At 66.0% G+C, this 21,931-nt stretch carries 20 protein-coding genes and 3 pseudogenes; 10 read left to right on the top strand and 13 right to left on the bottom strand.

Going from position 1 to position 21,931, the window contains the following annotated elements:
* Both ACFPZ3_RS57510 and ACFPZ3_RS57505 read right to left on the bottom strand, forming a co-directional pair.
* Entirely contained in the window at window positions 1–981 is a 981-nt protein-coding gene (locus ACFPZ3_RS57510) for a GHMP family kinase ATP-binding protein (RefSeq protein WP_379522932.1), read from the bottom strand.
* Window positions 978–4,946, bottom strand: a complete 3,969-nt coding sequence (locus ACFPZ3_RS57505) for a non-ribosomal peptide synthetase (RefSeq protein ID WP_379522931.1) — start codon at window positions 4,944–4,946, stop codon at window positions 978–980. The genes ACFPZ3_RS57510 and ACFPZ3_RS57505 overlap by 4 nt, the downstream gene beginning before the upstream one ends.
* A gap of 263 nt (window positions 4,947–5,209) precedes the next feature.
* Here ACFPZ3_RS57505 and ACFPZ3_RS57500 point away from each other — a divergent pair, with 263 nt between their 5' ends.
* The gene (locus ACFPZ3_RS57500) at window positions 5,210–6,472 is read left to right on the top strand and encodes an MFS transporter (RefSeq protein ID WP_379522930.1); all 1,263 of its coding nucleotides are present in this window, start codon (window positions 5,210–5,212) and stop codon (window positions 6,470–6,472) included.
* 157 nt (window positions 6,473–6,629) lie between these two features.
* Here the strand turns inward: ACFPZ3_RS57500 and ACFPZ3_RS57495 are convergent, their stop codons facing one another.
* From ACFPZ3_RS57495 to ACFPZ3_RS57480, 4 genes are all read right to left on the bottom strand, one after another.
* Window positions 6,630–7,922: an AAA family ATPase gene (locus ACFPZ3_RS57495; RefSeq protein ID WP_379522929.1), complete on the bottom strand. Its 1,293-nt coding sequence runs from the start codon at window positions 7,920–7,922 to the stop codon at window positions 6,630–6,632.
* Window positions 7,923–7,981: 59 nt separating this feature from the next.
* A complete protein-coding gene (locus tag ACFPZ3_RS57490) occupies window positions 7,982–9,640 on the bottom strand; it encodes a Zn-dependent hydrolase (RefSeq protein WP_379522928.1) in 1,659 nt (552 codons plus the stop codon).
* Window positions 9,641–10,062: 422 nt separating this feature from the next.
* Window positions 10,063–10,314 (bottom strand): hypothetical protein, encoded by a 252-nt coding sequence (locus ACFPZ3_RS57485; protein ID WP_379522927.1) that lies wholly within the window; start codon window positions 10,312–10,314, stop codon window positions 10,063–10,065.
* Window positions 10,315–10,741: 427 nt separating this feature from the next.
* Window positions 10,742–11,044, bottom strand: a complete 303-nt coding sequence (locus ACFPZ3_RS57480) for a hypothetical protein (RefSeq protein ID WP_379522926.1) — start codon at window positions 11,042–11,044, stop codon at window positions 10,742–10,744.
* A gap of 170 nt (window positions 11,045–11,214) precedes the next feature.
* Here ACFPZ3_RS57480 and ACFPZ3_RS57475 point away from each other — a divergent pair, with 170 nt between their 5' ends.
* The 3 genes from ACFPZ3_RS57475 to ACFPZ3_RS57465 all read left to right on the top strand — a co-directional run bounded on the left by ACFPZ3_RS57475 (window position 11,215) and on the right by ACFPZ3_RS57465 (window position 12,526).
* Entirely contained in the window at window positions 11,215–11,433 is a 219-nt protein-coding gene (locus ACFPZ3_RS57475) for a hypothetical protein (protein WP_379522925.1), read from the top strand.
* Complete coding sequence (locus tag ACFPZ3_RS57470) at window positions 11,430–11,936, top strand: integrase core domain-containing protein (protein WP_379522924.1); 507 nt, start codon at window positions 11,430–11,432, stop codon at window positions 11,934–11,936. The genes ACFPZ3_RS57475 and ACFPZ3_RS57470 overlap by 4 nt, the downstream gene beginning before the upstream one ends.
* 122 nt (window positions 11,937–12,058) lie before the next feature.
* On the top strand, window positions 12,059–12,526 hold the full coding sequence (locus ACFPZ3_RS57465) for a transposase (RefSeq protein WP_379522923.1): 468 nt from the start codon (window positions 12,059–12,061) through the stop codon (window positions 12,524–12,526).
* 219 nt (window positions 12,527–12,745) lie between these two features.
* On the opposite strand, the gene ACFPZ3_RS57460 is transcribed toward ACFPZ3_RS57465, so the two are convergent.
* The 3 genes from ACFPZ3_RS57460 to ACFPZ3_RS57450 form a co-directional block, all read right to left on the bottom strand.
* Window positions 12,746–13,234 carry a cupin domain-containing protein gene (locus ACFPZ3_RS57460; RefSeq protein ID WP_379522922.1) on the bottom strand — a complete coding sequence of 163 codons (489 nt, stop codon included), beginning with the start codon at window positions 13,232–13,234 and terminating at the stop codon, window positions 12,746–12,748.
* A 230-nt stretch (window positions 13,235–13,464) separates the two neighbouring features.
* Window positions 13,465–14,298 carry a CPBP family intramembrane glutamic endopeptidase gene (locus tag ACFPZ3_RS57455; protein WP_379522921.1) on the bottom strand — a complete coding sequence of 278 codons (834 nt, stop codon included), beginning with the start codon at window positions 14,296–14,298 and terminating at the stop codon, window positions 13,465–13,467.
* A 59-nt stretch (window positions 14,299–14,357) separates the two neighbouring features.
* Window positions 14,358–14,981 carry an NADPH-dependent F420 reductase gene (locus tag ACFPZ3_RS57450; protein ID WP_379522920.1) on the bottom strand — a complete coding sequence of 208 codons (624 nt, stop codon included), beginning with the start codon at window positions 14,979–14,981 and terminating at the stop codon, window positions 14,358–14,360.
* Window positions 14,982–15,131: 150 nt separating this feature from the next.
* Here ACFPZ3_RS57450 and ACFPZ3_RS57445 point away from each other — a divergent pair, with 150 nt between their 5' ends.
* The 3 genes from ACFPZ3_RS57445 (at window position 15,132) to ACFPZ3_RS57435 (ending at window position 17,074) form a co-directional block, all read left to right on the top strand.
* The gene (locus tag ACFPZ3_RS57445) at window positions 15,132–15,602 is read left to right on the top strand and encodes a MarR family winged helix-turn-helix transcriptional regulator (protein WP_379522919.1); all 471 of its coding nucleotides are present in this window, start codon (window positions 15,132–15,134) and stop codon (window positions 15,600–15,602) included.
* Between the two features lie 253 nt (window positions 15,603–15,855).
* A complete protein-coding gene (locus tag ACFPZ3_RS57440) occupies window positions 15,856–16,380 on the top strand; it encodes a hypothetical protein (RefSeq protein ID WP_379522918.1) in 525 nt (174 codons plus the stop codon).
* Between the two features lie 130 nt (window positions 16,381–16,510).
* On the top strand, window positions 16,511–17,074 hold the full coding sequence (locus tag ACFPZ3_RS57435; RefSeq protein ID WP_379522917.1) for a dihydrofolate reductase family protein: 564 nt from the start codon (window positions 16,511–16,513) through the stop codon (window positions 17,072–17,074).
* A 239-nt stretch (window positions 17,075–17,313) separates the two neighbouring features.
* Here ACFPZ3_RS57435 and ACFPZ3_RS57430 read toward each other — a convergent pair whose 3' ends face one another.
* The 4 genes and pseudogenes from ACFPZ3_RS57430 to ACFPZ3_RS57415 all read right to left on the bottom strand — a co-directional run.
* Window positions 17,314–17,694, bottom strand: coding sequence for a hypothetical protein (locus tag ACFPZ3_RS57430; RefSeq protein WP_379522916.1), 381 nt, complete (start codon window positions 17,692–17,694; stop codon window positions 17,314–17,316).
* 889 nt (window positions 17,695–18,583) lie between these two features.
* Entirely contained in the window at window positions 18,584–19,033 is a 450-nt protein-coding gene (locus ACFPZ3_RS57425; RefSeq protein WP_379522915.1) for a profilin, read from the bottom strand.
* A 184-nt stretch (window positions 19,034–19,217) separates the two neighbouring features.
* Window positions 19,218–19,421: pseudogene (locus tag ACFPZ3_RS57420) on the bottom strand (transposase); the annotation flags it as partial.
* A 316-nt stretch (window positions 19,422–19,737) separates the two neighbouring features.
* Window positions 19,738–19,890, bottom strand: a pseudogene (locus ACFPZ3_RS57415) (hypothetical protein); the annotation flags it as partial.
* On the opposite strand from ACFPZ3_RS57415, the gene ACFPZ3_RS57410 reads away from it, so the two are divergent.
* The 3 genes and pseudogenes from ACFPZ3_RS57410 to ACFPZ3_RS57405 all read left to right on the top strand — a co-directional run bounded on the left by ACFPZ3_RS57410 (window position 19,877) and on the right by ACFPZ3_RS57405 (window position 21,662).
* Window positions 19,877–20,179, top strand: coding sequence for a hypothetical protein (locus ACFPZ3_RS57410; RefSeq protein ID WP_379522914.1), 303 nt, complete (start codon window positions 19,877–19,879; stop codon window positions 20,177–20,179). The pseudogene ACFPZ3_RS57415 and the gene ACFPZ3_RS57410 sit on opposite strands and share 14 nt — an antisense overlap.
* Before the next feature lie 9 nt (window positions 20,180–20,188).
* Window positions 20,189–20,403 (top strand): annotated as a pseudogene (locus tag ACFPZ3_RS70370) (IS1634 family transposase); the annotation flags it as partial.
* Window positions 20,404–20,684: 281 nt separating this feature from the next.
* Entirely contained in the window at window positions 20,685–21,662 is a 978-nt protein-coding gene (locus tag ACFPZ3_RS57405; protein WP_379522913.1) for a hypothetical protein, read from the top strand.
* The last annotated feature ends 269 nt before the right edge of the window (window positions 21,663–21,931 follow it).

The raw sequence follows: 21,931 nt of genomic DNA, 5'->3' as shown, positions 1-21,931 counted from the left end.
CTACTGCGTGCTCAGGTGCCTGCCGCGCGTGGCAACGTGCGCCTTCTCGCGTTTGCCAACGGTGAAGTGCCAGGTCGCGGAAATGCCGATGTCGGACAGGAGGGATTGGGCCAGTCGTCGACGCGCGGGGGTCTCCGGGTCCCGGCCGTCGAACAGCAGCCCAGCGATGTCGCCACTGTGGGCGGTTTGCAACCCGACTGCGCCGACGCGCCGTACGAGCGGCTCGATCGTGTCGAGGCCGGGGATCGGCAGACGCCGCTGGTTGATCCGGGTGCTGATGGTCGCGGTGCGGCCGAGCAGGTGAGGGTCGGACGTCGAGATCGAGAGCCGGAGCATCGTGCGGATCTCATCAAACGCCTGATGCTCGGAGCGGGTGTACACGGCATGCGGAAGCGCCAGCGTGTCGACGCCGCGGCCGTCGGAACTGGTTCCGAATCCCAGGACGTCCATGGGCGGGAGCGGCGCGCCGAAGTCTTCGATGATGTCGCCGTCGCGGTGGGCGAACAGCAGAACGGATTCGTCATCGAACATCAGGGGGTCCGACGCGATCTCCGCCTCGACGACCAGGCAGGCGATGGTCGCGGCCGGGAGCGCGCGCCCGTGGGCCGACAGCACGGCGCGGACCGCCGCCAGGACGTCGCTGGTCGAGGAGCCAAAGCCACGGGCCGGTGGAACGTTGCTGCGGATGCGTAACAGGCCGCCACGCGGTACGCCGGCAAGCAGGGCGAGTGTCGCCTCGGCCGCGCGCAGGGCCTTCGTCTTCGTCGCCGGTTCGACAGTGATCACGCCGTTGGGCGTCGCCCAGAACCGTGCCTGGGAGTGGTAGAGGTCGCACATCAGGGAGACCAAGCCAGGACGTGGGTGCCCGCCGTGGTCGAACACGCCCTGAGCGATTTCGCCGTGGTGGACGCCGGCCGAGCCGGACCCATAGCCGGGGCCGCCTGTCCGGCCCTGATGCCGGGCCTCGTCGGAGCCGATCACCGTAGGACCTCGTCGAGATCTGGACCGACCCGGCCGACCAGGTCACCGGTCAGCAGATCGTCGGTGGTGCCGGGGTAGCGGTGGACGATGATGTCGCCGTCGATGTATGGCCTCCACGTCTCCACGACCGGGACCGGCCGGGCGGCATCGTCGGCATCGGCCGCGAAGAGATGCACCCTTCCACGGAGTGATTTCTCTGAGGGCCGGTAATCCCACTCGATCCGCGGGTTGTTCAGATGGAGGTCCACCAGGCGGCGGATCTGCCCTGTGGTGAAACCCTGCTGCCGGAGCGATGTGCTGTCGTCGAGTGCCAGGCAGACGGCGTCGAGAGTCAGGTCGACACTGTCGTCGACGACGCCGTGGTCTGCCAGCAGCGCCGAGAGCACCTCAGTGTCGTGCGGGCGTACGGTGTGGGTTTGCCAGCCCAGCGGATGCGGTCCGACCAGAGCCAGAAGGCCGACCTCCGCGCCGTCGCGCTGCAACTGCCGGGCCATCTCGAAGGCCACCACGGCCCCGAAACACCAGCCGAGCAGCTGGTACGGCCCTTCCGGTTGGATCCGGCGAAGCTGCCTGGCGTAGTCTCCGGCCATGGCCTCGATGCTGGAGGGCAGAGGGGCGGGCTCGTCGAGGCCGCGCGCCTGGATGCCGTAGACCGGCCGGGCCGGTGATAGGTGCCGGGCCAGATTGAGGTAGCCCCAACTGGCCCCGTTGGCCGGATGGACGCAGAACAAGGGTGTGGCCGAGCCGTTGGGGCTGATGGGGACCAGGACGTCAGGTGAACGACCGCGGCCCTGTCTGATCTTCATGGCGAGCGTGGCCGGAGTCGGGGCGCCGAAGACGTCCGTCAAGCTCAGCTCGACCTGGAGGGCGTCGCGGATCTCGGCCGCGACGCGCGCCAGCAGGATCGAATGCCCACCGAGGTCGAAGAAATTCGCGTCGGCACCAGGCGTGGGAACACTCAACGTCTTCGCGAACAACTCGCACAGATACCGTTCCAGCTCGGTGCCCGCCGCTCGGCCTGCCCCCGAGGCCGAGTTCGGCCTCGGCAGTGCGGACCGGTCGATCTTGCCTGCCGCGGTCAGCGGGAGGCGGTCCAGCAGGACCCATGCCGCAGGGATCATGTAGTCGGGCAGGAACCGCGCGAGATGGGCACGCAGATCGGCTGGACTCGGACGCGTATCAGCGGCCGGAACGACATAACCGACAATGAGGTGATCGGCGCCGGTGTCGCGGGGTATCGCCACTACTGCCTCTTTAACGCCAGGGTGACGTAGGATCCCGGCCTCGATCTCGCCTAGCTCGATCCGGTAGCCGCGGAGCTTTACCTGATGGTCCGCGCGCCCCAGGAAGTGGATGCTGCCGTCAGCCTGGAACCGGGCCAGATCTCCCGTGCGGTACATGCGGGTGCCTGAGGGGCCGAAGGGATCGGCGACGAAGCGGCCGGCGCTGAGCCCGGGCTGGTTCAGGTAGCCGCGCGCGACGCCTGCGCCGGCGATGTAGAGCTCTCCTACGACTCCGGGAAGCACCGGACGGAGGAATCGGTCCAGGATGTACATGCGGGTGTTCGCGATGGGCTTACCGATGGGAACCGGCGAGGACTCATCGAACTCCGCGTCGGCCGCGACCGAGTGAACGGAGCAGCCCACGACGGTCTCCGTCGGGCCGTACTCATTGATGATTCGAGCGTGCGGCGCGATCCGGCGCCAGCTCGCGACCGTCTCCGGCCGCACCTCGTCGGCACCGACCACATAGGTACGCACGGACGTCAGTGTCGTCAGCTCCGGCAGCAGTGACCGCAGCACGTCGAGGTGCCCGGGAGTGATTTTCAGCAGGCTGAAGTCCCCGGGTCGGCGCAGCACGTCGACCAGCGCGTCGACTTCCCGGCCTGGCGGCAGCAACACGACGGCCTTGCCGGCGACAAAGGGGAGGAAAAAGTTGGGGATGGACAGGTCGAAGGCGATGGAGCCGAGCATCGGCGCCCCGGTGGCACCCGCTGTCGCGGCATACCCCTCGATCGCCCACCACAGATAGTTGACGAGACCGCGGTGAGTGATCAGCACACCCTTGGGCCGGCCGGTCGAGCCGGAGGTGTACATCGCATATACCAGCCCATCGCTGTGCGCACTCGACGTGAGATCGGACGCGTCGTGCCGGCTGATCTTCTCGTGCTCCCTGTCCAGGCAGACCTTCGTCACACCTGGCGCCTCTGGCAGGTGGTCGAGCAGGGCTTGCTGCGTGATCACAACAACGGCTCCGGTGTCGGCCAGGCAATATGCCAGGCGATCGGCCGGGTGCGACGGGTCCAGCGGCACGTAGGCCGCGCCGGCCTTCACCACGCCGAGCAGGGCGACGAACATCTCCACGCTCGGCCGTACGCAGACCGCGACGAAGGACTCGCGGCCTGCCCCGAGTGAGTGCAGATACCTGGCCAGTCGATTGGCTGCGGCGTTCAACTCCGCGTACGTCACAACATGGCCGTCTGTGGTCCGGATCGCGGGCGCTTGCGGGTTGCGCCGCACCTGGGCTTCCCATAGCTCCGGCAGTGTTGCGTCCGGAATCTCCAGATCCGTGGCGTTCCAGGTGTCAACGATGTGTTCTCGCTCGTTGCGGGAGAGAATGTCGAAGCGGCTGATGGGCCGATCGGGATCGGCTGCGGCGGTCTCCAGGACGCGTACGTAGCGCTGGGCGAGCGCCTCGGCGGTAACGCGGTCAAAGACGTCTGCGGCGTACTCCAGGCGGCCGAGGATTCCGGCCGGGTCTCCGGTGGTGGCGGTCTTGTCGAACAGCATGAACGAAAGGTCCAACTTCGCGACCTGGTGCGGGAGCGGTTCCGGACACGCCTGAAGGCCGGGCAGCCGTAGATCCAGCTCGTCGTGCCGATGGAGCTCCAGGAGCACCTGAAACAGCGGGTTGCGGCTGAGCGAACGGGTGGGCCGGAATGCTTCCAGCAAGCGCTCGAATGGAATCTCCTGGTGAGCGAATGCCGCCAGATCCGCAGCTCGGACGCGCCCCACCAACTCAGCGAACGTCGGGTCGCCTGAGAGATCGGTGCGCAGGACCAGTGAGTTCATGAACAGCCCGACGAGACCGTCGAGGGCCTCGTCGGATCGACCGGCGACGGTGGTGCCGATCCCGATGTCGTCCTCTGATCCCAGCGCCGACAGCAGGACGGCCAATGCGGCGTGGGCGACCATGAAGAGGCTGGCCCGAGATCGGCGAGCCAGGCTCGCGAGAGCTTCGTGCAGGTCGGGTTGGAGATCGAACTCGACGATGCCGCCGCGTTGGCTGGGCACAGGAGGCCGTGGCCGGTCGGTGGGCAGTGTGAGCTCCTCGGGCATCCCGGCCAGCACCGAGCTCCAGTGCTCGAGTTGCCGGCTGATCATGCTGTCGGGGTCGCTCTCGTCGCCAAGCACCTCGCGCTGCCAGGCCACGTAGTCCCCGTAGTCGACTGCCACCTCGGGCCAGCCGGGGGCCGTTCCACCGAGACGAGCAGTGTAGGCGACGGCCAGGTCGCGCATCAGCGGTGCGATGGACATACCGTCGGCCGCGATGTGATGCAGGGTCACCAGCAAGACGTGCTCGTCCGGCTGCAGAGAGAACAGCGTCGCCCGGACCGGCAGGCCATTGGATAGGTCGAAGCTCGTATGTGCCCGGTCGGTCAGCAGGCCGGGAAGTTCGCTCTCAACGCACTCGGCCACGTCAAGGACCAACCGGGCCGCGATGCCCGTTTGGACCACCGGACGCGGGACGCCGTCCGGTGCGATGAAAGTGGTCCGCAGCGTGGAATGCCGGTCGACGACGTCGGCGATTGCCGCAGCCAGTGCTGCTCGGTTCAGGGATCCGCGCAAGCGGACGGCGATCGGAATATTGTAGGCGGCGCCAGATGAGCTCAGCTCGTTCATCAGCCACAGACGAGTCTGAGCGGAGGACAGCAATTCGGCGGTCATCGGCGTGGCAAGTGACACATGACCCAATGTGAAGCGCGGTGAGATGTCGATCAATGAGGCGCGGGCAATCCGCAGCCGAGCTGCCGCTGGATCTGCCGACGGCAATTCCGATTAATGGCAGAATTCGTGGCCCTCGTCCTGCTTGACGGGAGGCCACCAGGCTGATAGCCATGAATTCCTCTTCCTTCGCTCTGTCAGCGGGCGATGCGATTACGCAGCAGGCGCGCCGTCTAGGTAGCCTGACTTTCGCCGTGGCCGACCCCGACTGAGGAGCGTGACCTGTGTTAGACGTGCTTCGCCGACGCGATTTCACCCTCGTGTGGTTTGCTGGGCTTATCTCGGAAATCGGCGACTGGCTGCTTCTTGTCGGGCTGCCGGTATACGTCTATATGCTGACGAACTCCGAGCTCATCATGGCGACCGTCTTCATCCTGGAACTGGTTCCGGCTGTCGTCTTCGGCTCACTGGCCGGCGTTTTGGTGGACCGGTGGAACCGGAAGCTCACCATGGTGGTGGTCGCGGCCGCACAGGGTGTGCTGCTGCTGCCGCTGCTGGCCGTACATCACATCGACCAGATGTGGGTCGTGTACCTGATCGCACCGCTTCAGTCGTTGCTGGCCCAGATCTTCGAACCGGCCAAGAGCGCGGCGCTGCCGACCCTGGTCCCGGCGGAGAAGCTGGTAACAGCCAACAGTCTCATCGGGCTGAGCACCAATGTCGCTCGCCTTATCGGCAGTTCCCTCGGTGGCCTGGCCGTTGTCTCGGGCAGCCTGACGACGGTGGTGATGGCTGATTCGACGACCTATCTGCTTTCGGCCTTGGCTGTCGCCCTTGCCCGGTTCCCCGCCAAGACCGGGGACGGGTCCGCAGCCGAGCAGCTGACAGTGCTACGTGCCTGGTGGGAAGGCATGGTGCTCATCGTTGGCAGACGCGACATCCGCAACACCCTGCTGAGCGCGGCGGCCGCTTCGATCGCCCAGGGGATGTTCCTGGTGCTGTTCATCATCTTCGTCGACGGGGTCCTGGACGGTGACAGTACTGAGATCGGGGTGCTGCGTGGCGTGCAGGCCATCGGCGGCGTCATCGGCGGTTTCGCCATCGCTTGGGTGGGCGCGCGAGTCAGCCAGCGCGGTCTCATCGCCGGCGGAGCGTTGTCGATCGGTCTGCTCTCCCTCCTGACCTGGAATGCTTCATACCTCACTCATGCCACGACGTTATATGTCCTCTTGTTCATCGCGATCGGAATTCCGGGGATCGCCAATTCCGTGGGCCTGCTCGCATTTCTCCAGCAAGCCCTTCCCAACGAATACCTGGGGCGTGTCATGGCGGCCTTTCTCACGGTATTCGGTGGCTGCCAGGCGCTCGGCATGCTGCTCGCCGGTCTGATCAGCGGGTACATTGACACCGTCGTCGTGTTGAACATCCAGGCGGGCTTCTACATCCTCGCTGCGGTGCTCGCCTATTTCGGTCTGCCGCGGGTGGCTCGCATTGGGGCAGGCGGAACGTCACCCGACGGCGCGAAGACGACGACACCCAGCACCTGACTTCTCTGGCTTTGTTGTGTGTATGCCGTCATGCCTCCTGTCGCGCCCTCTCCGCGTTTGGTGGCCGGTCAAGACATATCTTGACTCAGCTCCAAAGTCCGAGGAGCGGGGGCGGCGAGCAGGTGGTGGAATGATCGTTCACTGTTGCGGGGCCCACTCATTCTGCGCACGCGTGGCGCACGATATTGAGCATCGAGATGAAGTAGTTGCCCTGCTGCTCGACGCGGCGTAGCAGGCCGCGCGTGAGCAGGACATGCAGCGACCGCGTAAGTTCGGGCCTTGGCAGGCCGGTCGCTCCGATCGCGTCGTTGACCGTCCAGCGACCGTCGATCTCCATGAGCCTGTTGAGCAGCGTCCGATGCCCCTTCGGCAGGGTCTCGATGCTGCGTATGACCGCGGAATAGAGCATCGGCTCGGAGTGGCCGGAGATGAGGGCGTGCAGATTGCGCGGGTCGTTGATCAACTGCTCGTACAGGTTGGGCAGCGGTTCCGTGAGGCACTGAGAGGCCGCCAGACCAAGAGCTGCCGGTAACCCGTCCAGTATCCGGCAAAGCCCGGCGACCATGGAGGCGTTGGCCAGATTCAGCCGGAAGTCCGGCTGCATCGGAGCCACCTGCCGCAGCAGCAGCCCGACAGACGGAACTCGGACCAGTGAGTCGAGGTCTCGTTCCTGGCACGGTTCGGGTACCGCCAGTGGAGCAAGGGGGAGGACACACTCTCCTGGGATGTCCAAGGGCATGCGGGCCGTCGCCACCACTGTCAGCTGCGGGCATTCCATGAGCAGCCGCAGCAGCGGCGGTGCGGGAACTGGGACGTCGTCGAGGCCGTCCAAGAAGACGATCATAGGTGCGGTGCCGATGATCGCAGCCAGTTCGTCGCTCGTGTCCGCTCGGCCGGTGATGAGTGTGGCCATGGCCCTCAACAGAGCGGGCATGGGGCCTTTCGCCGTGCGATCGTTTCGGGTATCGGAGACAGGAACCCACAACATGGGGATGTCGAATTCGGCGAGCACGCGCCGACCGGCTTCCAAAGCCAGCCGTGACTTGCCGACGCCGCTGATGCCGGTGACCGTCAGCAGCCGCTGGCGCGGCGCTCTCACCAGCAACCCCGCAATGGTGTCCAACTCGTGGTCTCGTCCCACGAGATCGTCCGTCGCCCGTGTGAACGTATCGGACCTCATGCTGTCGGTGACCATTCTGTCGAGATAGGAGCTTTCGGCTTGGGCGGCCCGGCAGAAAGCAACCCGGACTTGTCCGGTCAGTTGCAGCGCCCCTGCGAGGAGATCCACGGTGGTCCGGCGTGGGGATGCGACCCTACCGCTCTCCACATCGCGAATCGCCCGTACGCTGACCGTGGACAGAGCTGCCAACTGGAGTTGGGTAAGGCCGCAGCGGAGCCTTTGCAGGCGAAGGACCTGCGGAAAGCCGCCGTTCGCCGGTGCTCGTACCATAACTCACCCCGTGCATCAGGAGATTGACTAGTCGTGACCAACCACGTGGCCGCAGCGCTTCACCTGACCAGCCACCCTTCCAACTGGCGGCAGGCGATCCGGGCCAGTTCCTCCCGGGTCGGTTCGTGCTCCGATTCAGGGGCCGACGCCGAGGGCTGGCGTCTGGCTTGCCCCACGATCCCCTCATGGACAGCTGCCATCAGCGACTGGACGGTCCAGTAGGGGCGGTGTGAGAGCACACGATCTATCCACTGTCCGTCGTGGCCGTGACAGCTGATCAGCACGCTGCGGGCCGCACCAGAAGCAAGGGTGTTGAACCGCTCCACTGAGCGGCCGCCGAGCAGCGCGGCCAGCGTCGTGACGAGCACGTCAGCCCCGGACACCAGGGCCTGTGCGTCGGTGTCCTCACCGGGCGAGTGGCTGACACCCCCCTTGCTGGGTACGAAGATCATGCCAATAGGAGCGAGGGCGGCGATGATCTGTGCGTCGTGGCCGGCTCCACTGGGCATGGCCTGCCAGGAAAGGTCGAGGGCCTCCGTCGCGTTCACTATGACGGTCTGGAGCCCGGTGTCCGTGAGCACAGGCGTCGAACGGTCGCCAACTCGCAGATTGATCTCAACTCCGGACGCCTGAGCCACATGCTCGGTCATCGAGGCTAACAGCCGCTCTCCGAGCCAGATACGGGCTGGGTCCGTGTCACGAATCTCGGCGTTGATGTGGACAACGCCTGGAATCGTGTTGACGGTGTTGGGAAGCACGTCCATGAACCCGACAGTCGCCGTCGAGCAAGCACCAAGTTCGGTGGCGAGGCTCTCTACCTTCGTCACCAGTTGCGCTGCGCTGACCAGTGCGTCACGGCGCTGTGGCATGGGAGTGGTGCCCGCGTGCTGCTGTTCACCGCTGACCTCGCAGGCGAAGATGGTGCGGCCGACGATGCCATCGACCACGCCGATGTCCAAGCCGAGCTGCTCCAGTACCGGCCCCTGCTCGATGTGCAACTCGAGGAAGGCCGCGATGCGGCCGGCCGGCCAGGCCGCCTCGGCCAGGCGCGCAGGATCGCCCCCTATGGACAGGAGATAGTCCCGCGCGGGACGGCCCTCGCGGTCGGTGGCCTTCTCGGAGTCCGCATCGAGCAAGCCGGCAATCGCGCGCGATCCCCAGAAGGGATATTGAACAAGGGCGCCTTCCTCGTTGGCAAAGCCAACGGCTACCGGCTCGAAGCGGTTGATTGCGATCCCGGCCTCGACCAGAACGGTTAACGCTTCCACAGCAGCGACTACACCGTATGCGCCGTCGAGCCAGCCGCCCTGCCGGACGGTGTCGACATGTGAACCGAACATCAGAACGGGCAGGTCAGGATCGGCGTTCGGGCGTCGAATCAGCAGGTTGCCGGCCGGGTCGATCTCGGTGGTCAGTCCGGCCCTGGCGCCCAGGCTCTTGAGGAACTCCCGGGCTTGAGCCTCCTGGGTGCTCAGCCCCAGCCGAGTGATGCCACCGTTCGGATCGGCACCGAACCGGGCAAGATCGCGCAACGCGGTGAGGAGGCGGGCGGCATTGACGCGGAGCGGCGTGGTCGTGATGTCCAGCGTGGCGGCGTGGGCGTCTTCGGAGACGCCAATGCCTCTTGGTTCCTTCCCGTAGACCGTGCGTCGCGCTGAGGAATCGGAGGTGATCTGGCCCGAGGCGGGAGCCCCAGTTGATGCATCGGTTGGCCTCATCTGGATCCCATCGAATTGGTACGAACACGTGGGGCGCCAGTTCTGGAAACGTGCCTATCGGTTGGATATCACCGAGGCATCACAAGTGAGCTGCCCCTATAGCGTGGAGATCTGGGCATGTAGAAGGGGCTGCTGTCCAGGTCGAGGCTGGCGCTCGTACGACGGCATCTGCTCCAGTGCCGGCATCAAGGGCGTGTAGAGGTTGTAGTCCGCGCGGGCGCTGATCAACAACCGCGTGTCGGCCACCCGCACAGCACCCACTCTCTGACTCGTCCCTTCCACTGCGACCGGCAGACCAACCGGTCACCACGAATGGCTGGACTGGCAAGGAGCGTAGCGAGCGCCGGAATACTTCCAGCACATGCTCCCTATACGCGCCTAGTGATCTTTGGTCGCGGGTTTCTGTAGGTTTGTGTCAAGTTTCACGACGCCCGGAGAAGTCGAGCTTGGGCGGCGTAGTCGTCGACGTGCCGGGTGATGGTCTTGAGCGCCGCTCGGAGTTCGGGTGGCGCTTGGGGTTGATCGGCTGCGGCGAGCGGGACGAGTAACCGGTTGTAGGTCTTGGTGTAGAAGACGGCGATGCGCACCCCGTCGTCGGTGAGCACGTAGCGGTTGGAGCGGGGAAGGCGGCGGATCAGCCCGTTGAGGCGCAGGCGCCGCAGCTCGTAGGTCATCTTGCCTGTGCGTCGTAGAAGTGCGGAGTCGACGTTAAGGGGTCACTGTCCAGGTTGCGCGCTTTGCTACTGCGGGACTCGTGGAGGACGGCACGTCGTCGCCGTTTCGGGTGGCTCCCGCCCCGATAGCTGCGACGCTGCTTTCGGCGTGAGACGTCGTCCCGTGGCGTCGAGGAGTTCTGCCACGGGAGGTCAGTGTTGTCATGGCGATCTGCTCCGAATGCGATGCCCTCACCTGCTGACGGCGACTGGCTTGGCATCGGGGCTGGCGGCTGGTGTGGCGGCGCTGCGCAGCGGGACCTGGCGGATGAAGAGGGCCAGGACGATGCCACGGCGGTTACAGCCGCGCCCCAGGTGAACAGGGCGGTGATGCCGTCGGTGGAAGAGGTGCTGGGCTGCTTCGGGCAGGGCTCGCAGTGCTTGGGGGTCATCGAGGTGGCGGAGGCGGCCACGCTCTGCGCGTTTTGCTGATCAGCGCGCCGCCGCCCAGGCTGACGACCATTGCGGCGATCATCATCGGCATGAGCAGCAGGCCGCTGTTGGTGGCCGAGGCGCCCTGGACGAACTGCTGAAACTGCGGCAGGAAACCTATCGCGCCGAACATGGCGAAGCCCGAGATGAAGGCGATCGCGCCGGACAAGGAGAAGTTGAGGCTCTTGAAGACCCGCAGCGGCATGATCGGCTCGACCGTGCGGCGCTGGACGATGACGAAGGCGACGAACCCTGCCACCGCCAGCGTTGCCAGGCCGAGGATCTGTGGCGAATCCCAGTCATACTGGGTGCCTGTACTGCTTCATAACGCATCGCAGGGTGCTTGATCTGCGGTGTTGACCTTCAGTAGCGCTACGGGCAAGATCGCGGCTTGTGTCGGCTCGTCTGCTGTAGCTGATCATGGTTCGGGTGTTCGGCCGGCTGGTGTTGCTGGGACGTGGTCAGGCGTCCAAGGACGTCGAGATCATGGTGCTCCGCCATGAGGTAGCCGTGTTGAAGCGTCAACTCGCCCGCCCGAAGCCGGACTGGGCCGATCGGGCGCTCCTGGCGGCCTTGGCACGCTTCCTGCCTGCGGTGCTGCGGGCGCATCGGCTGGCGCCTTCCTCCACGTCGACACAATTTTCTTGAAACGCCTGTACGTGTTGTTCGTGATGGAGGTGGCGACGCGGCGCGTGCACGTCCTGGGCGTGACCGCCAACCTCACTGGCGCGTGGACGGCCCAGCAGGCCCGCAATCTGCTCATGCGCCTCGGGTGGAGGGCCGGCTCGTTTCGGTTCCTCATCCGTGATCGGGACGCCAAGTTCACCGCCGTCTTCGATGAGGTCTTCGCCGGGGAGAGTGTCACGGTGATGAAGACGCCGCCGCGGACGCCCCGAGCCAACTGCTACGCCGAGCGCTGGGTGCGCACCGTCCGGGCCGAATGCACTGATCGGATGCTGATCTACGACGAACGCCACCTTCGATCGGTCCTGGAGGAGTACGCCGAGCATGACAACGCGCACCGCCCGCACCAGTCCCGCCAACAACGCCCACCCGATCAAGACGAGCACGTTGTGGTGCCGCTGGAAGGCCGGATTCAGCGCCGAAAGGTGCTCAGCGGAGCGATCAACGAGTATCACCGAGCTGCCTAGCCGACCCGAAGAAACGCCAGTTCAGACCACATGTACGAGTTTTGAAGCGGTACAGGCCCGCGGGAGGGACAAACACGGCGGTCGTCCGGCGCTGGTCCGGGCCTGAATTAGCCGCAGGCGCGATGTCCGTTCCCTGCGGCCAGGGGCCATCCCCGCGTGCGCGGAGAGCACGACGCCCCGTCCACGACGACTGTCACCTTCCCAGGACCATCTCCGCGTGCGCGGGGAGCATCGACGCCGCCCACCGTGATCACGCCGAGGTCGAAGACCGGGTACGCACCAACAAGTCGATGGGCCTGCGCAACCTGCCGTCCAAGACGTGGAACGTCAACGTCGGCTGGGTGCTCGCCTGCAACCTTGCCGCCGATCTCGATGCCTGGACCCGGCTCCTGGGGCTGCACGATGACCGCGAGCTCGCCCGGGCAGAGCCGCAGACCCTGCGTTACTGCCTCTGGCACCTGCCTGCACGGCTGATCTCCCATGCCCGCCGACGGACCCTGAAGATCAGCTCCACCTGGCCCTGGAAGAACGCCTTCCTGACCTGCTGGCAGCGCCTGAGCGCCTTGCCGGCGCCCACCTGGCCAGCGTGAACGTATCCCGCCGATCCCGAGAGGAGTAACCCGGTTTCATCGCGGCCGTGGAACGCCGTCCGCCCGAGCGTCTCGGGCAGGTCGCCGTGCCACCCGCTCACAGCGAACGGGACGATCGGGCACAAAACCCCACCAGCTGAAACCGATCAGGAGGGACGGCCACCCCGTGAGTCATCGAGGTCAAGGCTCGTTGATTTTGGGTGGGGTGCTCTCGTTCATTTACTGCAGCGGGGGCCCGACATGCTCGGTATCGTACTTGGCCGTAAGCGCCTCGATGCGCGAGTCATTGTCATTGATGGCCCCGCCATTTTCCTGAGCGAGTGCGGCGATCTCGTAGAACAGCCCGTCCGGGCCGGCGGGCGCGAACATGACCAGGAACCTGGCCCGCTCGCGTCCGACCACCCGGGGCGCGTGGGCCGTTCCGCGCGGCACCATGACGAGCGTGCCAGGCGTGGCGCTTACCCGCTGGTCGCCGATCTGGAAGTCCATCTGGCCCTGGAGGACATAGAAAAGCTCCTCGCTGCTGTGATGGATATGAATAGGGGGCCCGAAGCCGGGCTCCGCCGTCCCCTCCATCGCGGCGATGGAGCCTGAGCCCTGGTCGGCGGTGACCTTGCCAACCAAGTTGGGGATTAGCAGGCCGTCGCCGGGGATCGGCCGGCCCTCGCCGGCCGGTAGGACGATCGCCCCATTTGGCAGGTAGCTCACGAGGTTCCCTTCTGAACGGAAGCGGACTTTGCGTGCAACATAATTCTCGATCGAGTGATAACAGATCGTGTTGTCACAGGCACCCAGTCGAAGGGACGGGTCGGAAGCGTGCCGACCTCCGTCCCCAGCCTGTGGAACGCCGGCACGAACGATGCGACCGCCGGCTCCAACGCGAGCGGCACTCCGGGACCGTGACGTCGATCTGCTGGCACCGGTCCAGGACCCGCCGATCACCTGGCGGGCCTGGCGGCCACGTCCGCCCGGGCCGAGCGACGGACGGGGACCACGCGACCACGCCGGTGTGCCAGCCACATGAACACGGCGGTGGCCACCACGCCGAACAGCACGGCGTACACACTGCCCTCCGGTCCGAAGTCGCCGCCCGTGACCGGCGCGGGGCCCGACATCGTCGCGTCCAGCAGGCCCTGCGGGGTGTTGCTGCCGGATACCTTGGTGCTGAAGATGGCGCTCGCGGCGATGTTCCAGCCGAAGTGCAGCCCGATCGGCGCCCACAGCTTGCGGGTGGCGATGTACGCGGCGGTCAGCATCCCGCCTGCCTCGATGGCGATGGCGATGGCGCCCCACAGGGTGGCGTTCGCGTTGAGCAGGTGGATCAGGCCGAACAGCGAGCCGGTCAGCACGAGCGCGATCCAGGTTCCGGTCCAGTGCTCGACGTTGCGGAACAGGACACCGCGGAAGACCAACTCCTCGGTCACGGCGGCACCCGCCATGACGCCGAGCAGGCCGACGGCGCTCGCCGGCGTGCCCAGGCCGTTGATCGTGTAGTCGCCTAAGAAGGCGATGTTCGCGATGACCGCCCCGAACAGCGCGATGCCGAGCAGCGTGCCCCAGCTGATCCCCGCGCCTGCTCCCTTCAGCGACACCTCGACGGGGGCCCGGTGCTCGGTGCGCCGCACCACCCAGCCGTAGACCAGGACCGCGGCGACGGCCGTCAGCAGGCCGGCGACGAGCGCCGGCCAGGGGTTGTCCTTCACCGCCGCGGTGCCCAGATTGCCGAGGATCCAGACCGCCACAACCGCCAGGAGCTGCCATATCAGACGCACGATGACTCCTTCGTGACCATCCGCGGCGGGAGCGCCGCGGGCTACTAGCAGGGGTACGCTCAGCCGGGCAGGTCGACGCCGAGGGCGAGGTCGAAGGTCCCCGCGCCGTTGCGGGCCAGGCCCATCAGCAGCGGCCCGACCCCTTCCAGCCAGCGGGCCATCTCCAGGCCGCCGACGTCGAGCGGGCGCAGCCCGAGGCTCTCGATGAACGCCGACACGTTCGCCTTGGCCCGCGCGTCGTCTCCGGCGAAGAACACGTCCAACGGACGCCCCTGGGCCAGCACGTGGCCGAAGACCGTGTTGAACGCCTTCACGACGTGCGCGCTCGCCGGGACTGCCTTGGCGATCTCCTGCGCACCGGACGTGCCTTCGGGGATGAGGAGCCCGGTGGCGTCGGCGTTGAAGGTGTTGGAGATGTCGATGATGACCTTGCCGGCCAGTGCATCCCCGTACCGGGCGACGACCGGCACGGCGCCGGCGTATGGCACGGCCAGGACGACGATGCCGCCGGCCGGGACGGCGCCGAACGCCCCGATCGTGGCCCCGCCGCCGAGCGTCGCGGCCATTTCCTTGGCCTTGGCCGGGTCGCGGCCGACGATCTCGACGGAGTTGCCGCCGGCGAGCGCGCGTGCGGCCAGGGCGCCGGCCATGTTCCCGGTGCCGATGATGCTGACGCTGCTCATGGGTGTGCCTGCTTTCTGAAGCTGGATGGGACGCCATGCCCACCCGTCGTTGTCAACGGCTGTGTCATCGACGCCCCATTTGGTTAACGTGTGAACCAGAATGTATGTCGCACTTGGTTACCATGTCAACCAGACGGTAAAGTGACGTGCATGACCGAGCCGCGCTGGTTGGACGAACGAGAACAGCAGGCCTGGCGCAGCCTGATGAAGATGCAGGACGGGCTGTCGGAGTTCATCGAGCGGCAACTGCGCAACCGGTGCGGGCTGTCCGGCGCCGACTACCAGGTCCTGGCCCATCTCTCCGAGGCGCCCGAAGGGCGGCTGAGGTCGTTCGAACTCGGCCAGCTGTTGCGCTGGGAGAAGAGCCGCCTGTCGCAGCACCTGGGCCGGATGCAAAATCGCGGCCTGGTGTCCCGCGAGCGGTGCCTCACCGACCAACGGGGGGCGGTGGTCGCCATCACTCCCCGGGGCAGCGACCTGATCAAGGTCGCCGCTCCGCAGCACGTGGCCGACGTCCGCGACGTGCTCATCGATCATCTCACTGCGACAGAGATGGCGATGCTCGTCACCATCGGCGACAAAGTAGCTGAACGGCTGGCGGCGCTCGAACACAAGCACTGATACCCGATCCCGGACCTCATCGCTCACGAACTGCGTGCGTGTCAGACCGCCTGCCGGTGCCGAATACTCTGTCAGCGGGTCTGATCTGCAGCTTTGTCTGACTTTCGTTCGTGATTGGGCTGCGAGACGTATGTCCCTCTGGCACGGTAAGTGTTCGTGGCCTTACGTTTGGTCTATCTGTTATCCGGGTTGACTCGGTTGCTATCCGCCGCTCATCGCGGGCGGCAGCGGGCAGCGGGACACCGAAACTGTCGTGCGCCTGCTGGATGCCGCTCAAGGAATCGTGGAGCAGGCATCGCACTCATACGGTGCTGCCCTGATGAAGATCACGCGAGCCAAAGCCCTGAGTCTGGTGGAGCGTCACGCTGAGGCGACGAGGCTTCTAGACGAAGCGCGAGACACCTTGGGAACCGGTCGGCTTCCGGTAAGCATCATGCCCGCCTACTGGGGTACCCAGCGTCTGCCGTACGCGGAGACCTGCGTGTACGCTGCAGTCGGCGAAGAGAAGAAGGCCAACGAGGCACGGGAACGGTTGTCGCAAGACGATTACCAGTACCCGACGAACGCGCGTCTGATGCTCGCGATGTGCACCGTCGTGCGCGGGGGTGTCGACCAGGGGATGAAGGGCGCTGCGGAGGTACTCGGTTCTCTTCCCGAGGAGCACCGCACGAACATGATCAAACACACGGCGAGGCTGGTGCTGAGGGCCGTGCCGATGGATCAGCGAGACCGCTCAGCAGTGCGCGATGTGCGCTCGCTGCTGGCCATCGAGGTCTGACCGGCGGTCCTTCCGTACGGAGCATCTGCTTGGTGTGGTGGTCAACTGGCCCTCGGTGTGGCCTGACCGATGAGCTTTGCGCGCCGTGCTGGTCTGTACGCCGAGTACCGACTCACAGGGGGCTGACGCCATGCGGAAACTGACCTTCGGCATGAACATGAGCCTGGACGGCTACATCGCCGCGCCCGGCGGCGACCTCGGCTGGAGCGTGCCGAGCGACGAGCTGTTCCAGTGGTGGTCCGACCGGGTGGGCGCGACGGGCCTGGCGCTGTACGGGCGCAAGCTGTGGGAGACGATGAGCTCCCACTGGCCGACCGCCGACAAGCAGTCGGGTGCCACACCGGCGGCGATCGAGTACGCCGGCCGCTGGCGGGACATGCCGAAGGTGGTGTTCTCCTCGACGACCAGCACGGTCGACTGGAACACCCGTCTGGTCACCGGCGACGCGGTCACCGAGATCACCAGGCTCAAGGCCGAGGACGGTGGCCCCATGGACATCTGCGGCGCCACACTTGCCGCATCGGCCATGCGGGCCGGGCTGATCGACGAGTACGCGATCGTCACCCATCCGGTCCTGGTGGGCGGCGGCACGCCGTTCTTTACGGCCCTGGACAACTGGGTGAACCTGACCCTGATGGAGACCCGGACGTTCCCCGACAGCGTGATGCTGACCAGGTACGAGACCAGGCGCTGAGTGCCCGACGGCGGATCAGCGCGGGCTTCGGGCCACCCAAGGATCTCGTGGCGCTGTGTTCCGAGGCGATCGTGACGTCCCTGCCGGATCGATCCTGTTCCTCACCGCAGACGATCCGTCCGGATAGGGATCCTCTACGGACGCCGCGCGGGAGTGTCGTGTCAGCAGGGTCCGGACGCCCTAAAGAACTTCAAGTAGTGGTGGGGCGGGGATCGCACCAAGGCTGCCTGCACCGGGCCCTACCGATCGGATTCAGGGAAGGATGCCGCGGGTCGGCATTGTGAGGTCTTCCACTCGTCGTAGGACAGGCACAGGCGCGCATGCCGGATGTGGCTGCTCAGCTTGCTGAAGTGCATTGTCCGGCTGACGCACTGGCCGGCCCGCGGGACCAGTCGGTAGTCCTCGTTCCATCTGCCGAGGACCAGAGTGTCGAAAGCGAGGGCTACGATCCAGTGGTCGCCGCGTTTCCAGTCGCAGACCTTGACGCTTTTAAGATCGTCAAAGACGGTGGCTCTGCCCACGGAGACGCCGTCCGTCCAGCGCACTGCCAGAGCGTGTGCAGGAACGGCGGACATGTTGAGCAGCGCGGCAACCAGGCACATGGTCAACAGATGACGCATCGCGATACCTCCGATCGGCATGGAAAGTGGTTGAGTGCACCGCCTTAGACGATGCGGCGAGGTGTGCGAGCATGCGGCGTTCGCGTCCTTCCCTGTCCTGCCGCGCTGGCCAAGGGGCTTTCCGTCTGTGCGCTCGGCTGCTGGGAGGCCCAACCTGTACATCGCCATTGGTGGCGTATGCGACGAGAACAACTCGTTCGTCATTGTTGGGGATCTCGCACGGTGACGCGGCGGCGGCCGGCTGAGACGGTAACCAGACTCTGTCAGGCGTCGTCATGCCTGCCCCAGGAGGACTACGCGCCGATCGTGGCAGACGTCGGCACGAAGGCGAGGGCAGCCGCCGTCAGGACGAGACGAGGGAACATGCGCCATCGGTTCGGGCGGGCAGGTCAGCATGGTGTCACTGTGAACCGTTCGCTCACTCAAATCATGCAGGCTAGAGCTTCCCCGACATGGCTTGATCAACACTTGGCAGTCGCCTCAGGGGTTGGACCAAGCGGCTCCGCACGGCTGAACGGCCAACTGGTCGATCGAGTTGGCCCGGCGACCGCTACGTCCCAGGTCTTATCCGCGACGGTCAGCACACCCCCGTGCGAAACCGCCCCACTCGCCCTCGGCGAATTCAAGGGGTCGTCACAACACAATGATCAATTACTAGTTTCGAGCAGCATAGCGAGATACTCGGCTGGGGTATCCCAGTCGAGCATCTTTTGTGCTGCCGTGAGCGAGGCGCACGTACACCCGGTCGGGGGACCTGGTCGAGCACGATGTGTCGGGCGGGGAGCCTGGTTGCGTGTGTGGGCCGGAGACGCGGGCCGGGTCTAGCGGGGGCGGCTCTATGGGTGGCTGGGTGGTGCATCACCCGCTCGACGGGCGCGAGGGGACCAGATTAGAGGGGGCCTGGCATGAACCAAGCGAGTTGGTTGATGCCATCGACCATGTCCTCGACCTCCATGAGGGCCGCGTGTGGGTTGATACCCACCCGGTACCTCCCGATGGCGATGACCTGGTCGTCTTGGACCTGCTTGCTCTTCACACAAATGACTCCGGCACGCTCCTGGTCGGGACCGGGCCTGTGGTCGCGACTCCTGCCCTTCAGCGTGCGGTCGGAATGAGGGGAGTAATCGTACTTGTGGCCAGCGACTTGGAAGCCGTTGGCCTGCACGTCGGACGGGTCGCTGTAGGCGCTGATGACTGTGCTGATCTCCTCGGGGGCGATACGGAAACGAGTCGGCTGGCTGATGGCATAGAGCTCGCCGTCAGTGTTGAAGATCGCCGCTCCGTGGAAGGTGGGACCGATCATCAGTTCGTAGTCCAGAATGTCCTGCATGTTGGGCATGCTCCCGCTCCGTCCTGCGCCATGTCCCGCTTAGATGAGGGACAAGCCGTATCCGTGGTCTCGTGGTCGCTGCCCGTGAGGGGCGTCCTTGGCATCGTCGTGCAACACGAACGCGTGATCAAGGGGTGGCCTCTTTCTGGCCGTATCCCGGCCGCCAGGAACAGACGCTCCAGCCTCACCACTTCTAGGTCAGGCGTAGGTCGCCAAGAAGCTGCGCGAGGCGTTCAGCCGGGGTGTCCCAGTCGAGCGTCTTTCGTGGCCGGGCGTTCAGCTCGGCGGCGACGGCGTCGAGGTACTCGCGTGTGTGGACTGACAGATCGGTGCCATTGGGGAAGTACTGGCGCAGCAGGCCGTTGGTGTTCTCGTTGGAGCCACGCTGCCAAGGGCTTGTCGCCCTTGCCGAACAGGCGGGCGACGCCGTTGCGCGGGGTGATGGCGATGTCGTCGACACGCAACCGGGCGCATTCCTCTGCGCGGGCGCCGGTGCCGAGCAGGGTAAAGATGATGGCGGAGTCTCGTGCACCGCGGCGATCGGCGGTTCGGCGTAGCGCGTTCTCCTGTGGGCGGGTCAGCGCCTTGGGCGCGCCCGGGCTGGGGACGCGGGCGGTCTTGTATGTGATGATGCGCATGCTGGCACCGAGCCCGTACAGCAGGGCGACGGCGGCCAGGGCCTGGTTAACGGTGGCGGGGGCGGCGCCGCCCTGCAGGAGGGCGCGGCGCCAGGCGGCGACGGCCGTCTCGGCGCCGATGTGGTCGAGGAAGGCGTCGGCCTGCTCGGCCGCGCGGGCGGGTTCGGCGAGCCAGGCGAGGTAGGCGCGGGCCTGGCGGCGGTAGGCCTTGACGGTGTTGGCGGCCAGTGCGCACCGCTCCAGGTGGGCGTCCAGGCGGGTCGACGGCCTGCCCGCCTGCAGCGACGGTGCCTGCTACCGGGCGATGGACTGGCTGCACCAGGTCCAAGACTCCGTCGAACGCAAGATGTTCGACCAGGTCGCCACCCTGCTCAACCTCGAAGTCGACCTGCTGTTCTTCGACACCACCTGCGCCAAGGCGACCACCACTACATCATCCGTGAACGCCTGCGCTCGGGCTCGGCCGAGGCCGCCCTGTCCCGCCAAGGCCGCTACCAGGACGTCGCCGAGATCCTGAAGGTCAACGCTGTTGATCCGCATCATCGAGACCAGCACCGGCGCCACCTGGAACCGCATCCGCACCGAGTTCGACCTCCTGACGGTCGCCACCTTCACCGGCCCGACAGGCACTTTCCGTCAGCGCGCCGAGCCGACCAAGCCCCATTGCGACATCCTGGCCGAACTCGACATCCCGAGACCCCGAAGAAGATCGTCGGAGCCGTTCCCGCCGCAGACGCCTGACCAGGCACAACGCTCATGCCCAGTGACACGCCGCATCAGCGTGCCCGCAAGCGTTTCCACAGCTCAGACCGCATATCTGGGTGCTTTCCTCGCTACACATCTGCGGAACGCGGGTACCACCAAGCCAAGGAGACGATCGGAGTGGAGGGCATCATCGAGGTCACCGTGCTGATGGGCTGGTTCACCAGTGTCTCGCTGACACTTGCCGCCCTCGATGTGCCCTCGAACGCAGTCGGCCTGAAGCAGTAACCACATTCAAGAAACGGACGATTGTCATGCCGATGACCCCGATCCCGGAAGTCACCATGATCCCGGTCGCGTATTTCCCGGAAAAGTACTTCCTGGAGAACCTTGCCGTCCGTGCCGACGGTTCAGTGCTGATCACGGCGGTACTCCAGAAGGAACTCTGGATTGTGCCGGACGCACCATCGGATTCGATGGTCAGCCCGATTCTGGTGCACCGTTTCGACCACCCGATCACCGGCATCGTCGAAGCCGAGCCCGATGTCTTCGTCGTCAACCTGACCGAGGGTTACACCACCCACGAATCGCATCTGGTGCGGATCGACCTCAACGGCTGGACACCTGGTGAGCCAGTGTCCCCGGAGGTCATCTTCACCTTCGACGACCGGGTCCGGGCCCTCAACGGAAGTTGCCTGCTCGGCCCGGGAGTGATAGCCATCGCCGACTGCTTCGCCGGGTTGATCTGGCGGGTTGACCTGGGCACGGACGCGCGGAGCGCGACGGCCCAGGTCTGGCTGGCCCACGACACCATGGCCGACGACCCGGACAGTGAGGTCGCGCCGCCGCCGCAGCCGGGCGTCAACGGCGTCCACTACGGCGCGCGGACCGGACACCTCTACTACACCTCGACCGCGCAGAAGGTGTTCATGCGTGTCCCGATCGACCTGGTCACGCTCGCCCCGGTCGGCGGCGCCGAGTTCGTCGCCGCGATCGACAACGCCGACGATTTCTGCGTCGATGAGGACGCCGGATTCGCTTATGTCACCCGGCATCGCGCCAACACGCTTGACCGGGTGCCACTGCTGCCACGGCACGGCAGCGAGGTCCGCCACCTCGCGGGCGACCCGTTCGACGAGGTCCTGGTCGGACCGTCCAGCGCCGCTTGGAGTCGCTGCCCCGGCGACCACGGCCGGGTGATCTACGTGACCACAGACGGCGGTACCACAGCCCCACCCGATGAGATCGTCCGCAACGCCGCGCTGCTGCGCGTCGAACTGCACCCGCGCACCGTGTGAAGAGAGGAATCGTGACCCGGCACAGCGGAATCGTCACCATCGGTGGGGTGTCGATCGCATCCCCGTCGACGGCACCGGATCCGTCGCGGTGATCCTGCCATCCCGCCGAAAGCGGTGCGGACTTCGACGTGTTCACCGCCGCCCTGGCCAGCGCGGATTATCGCGTTCTGCGTCCCGAGCCGCGCGACAGCGGACGATCAGTTCTGCGGGGAGACTCCGGTCCCGGCTGATCGCGCGCGCCGTCGCGCTGCTGATACTGCTGCTCACTG

Source organism: Nonomuraea insulae, assembly GCF_042656245.1.
Note: the sequence above shows the minus strand (reverse complement) of the source record. Positions and strands in the feature narration are given on the sequence as shown.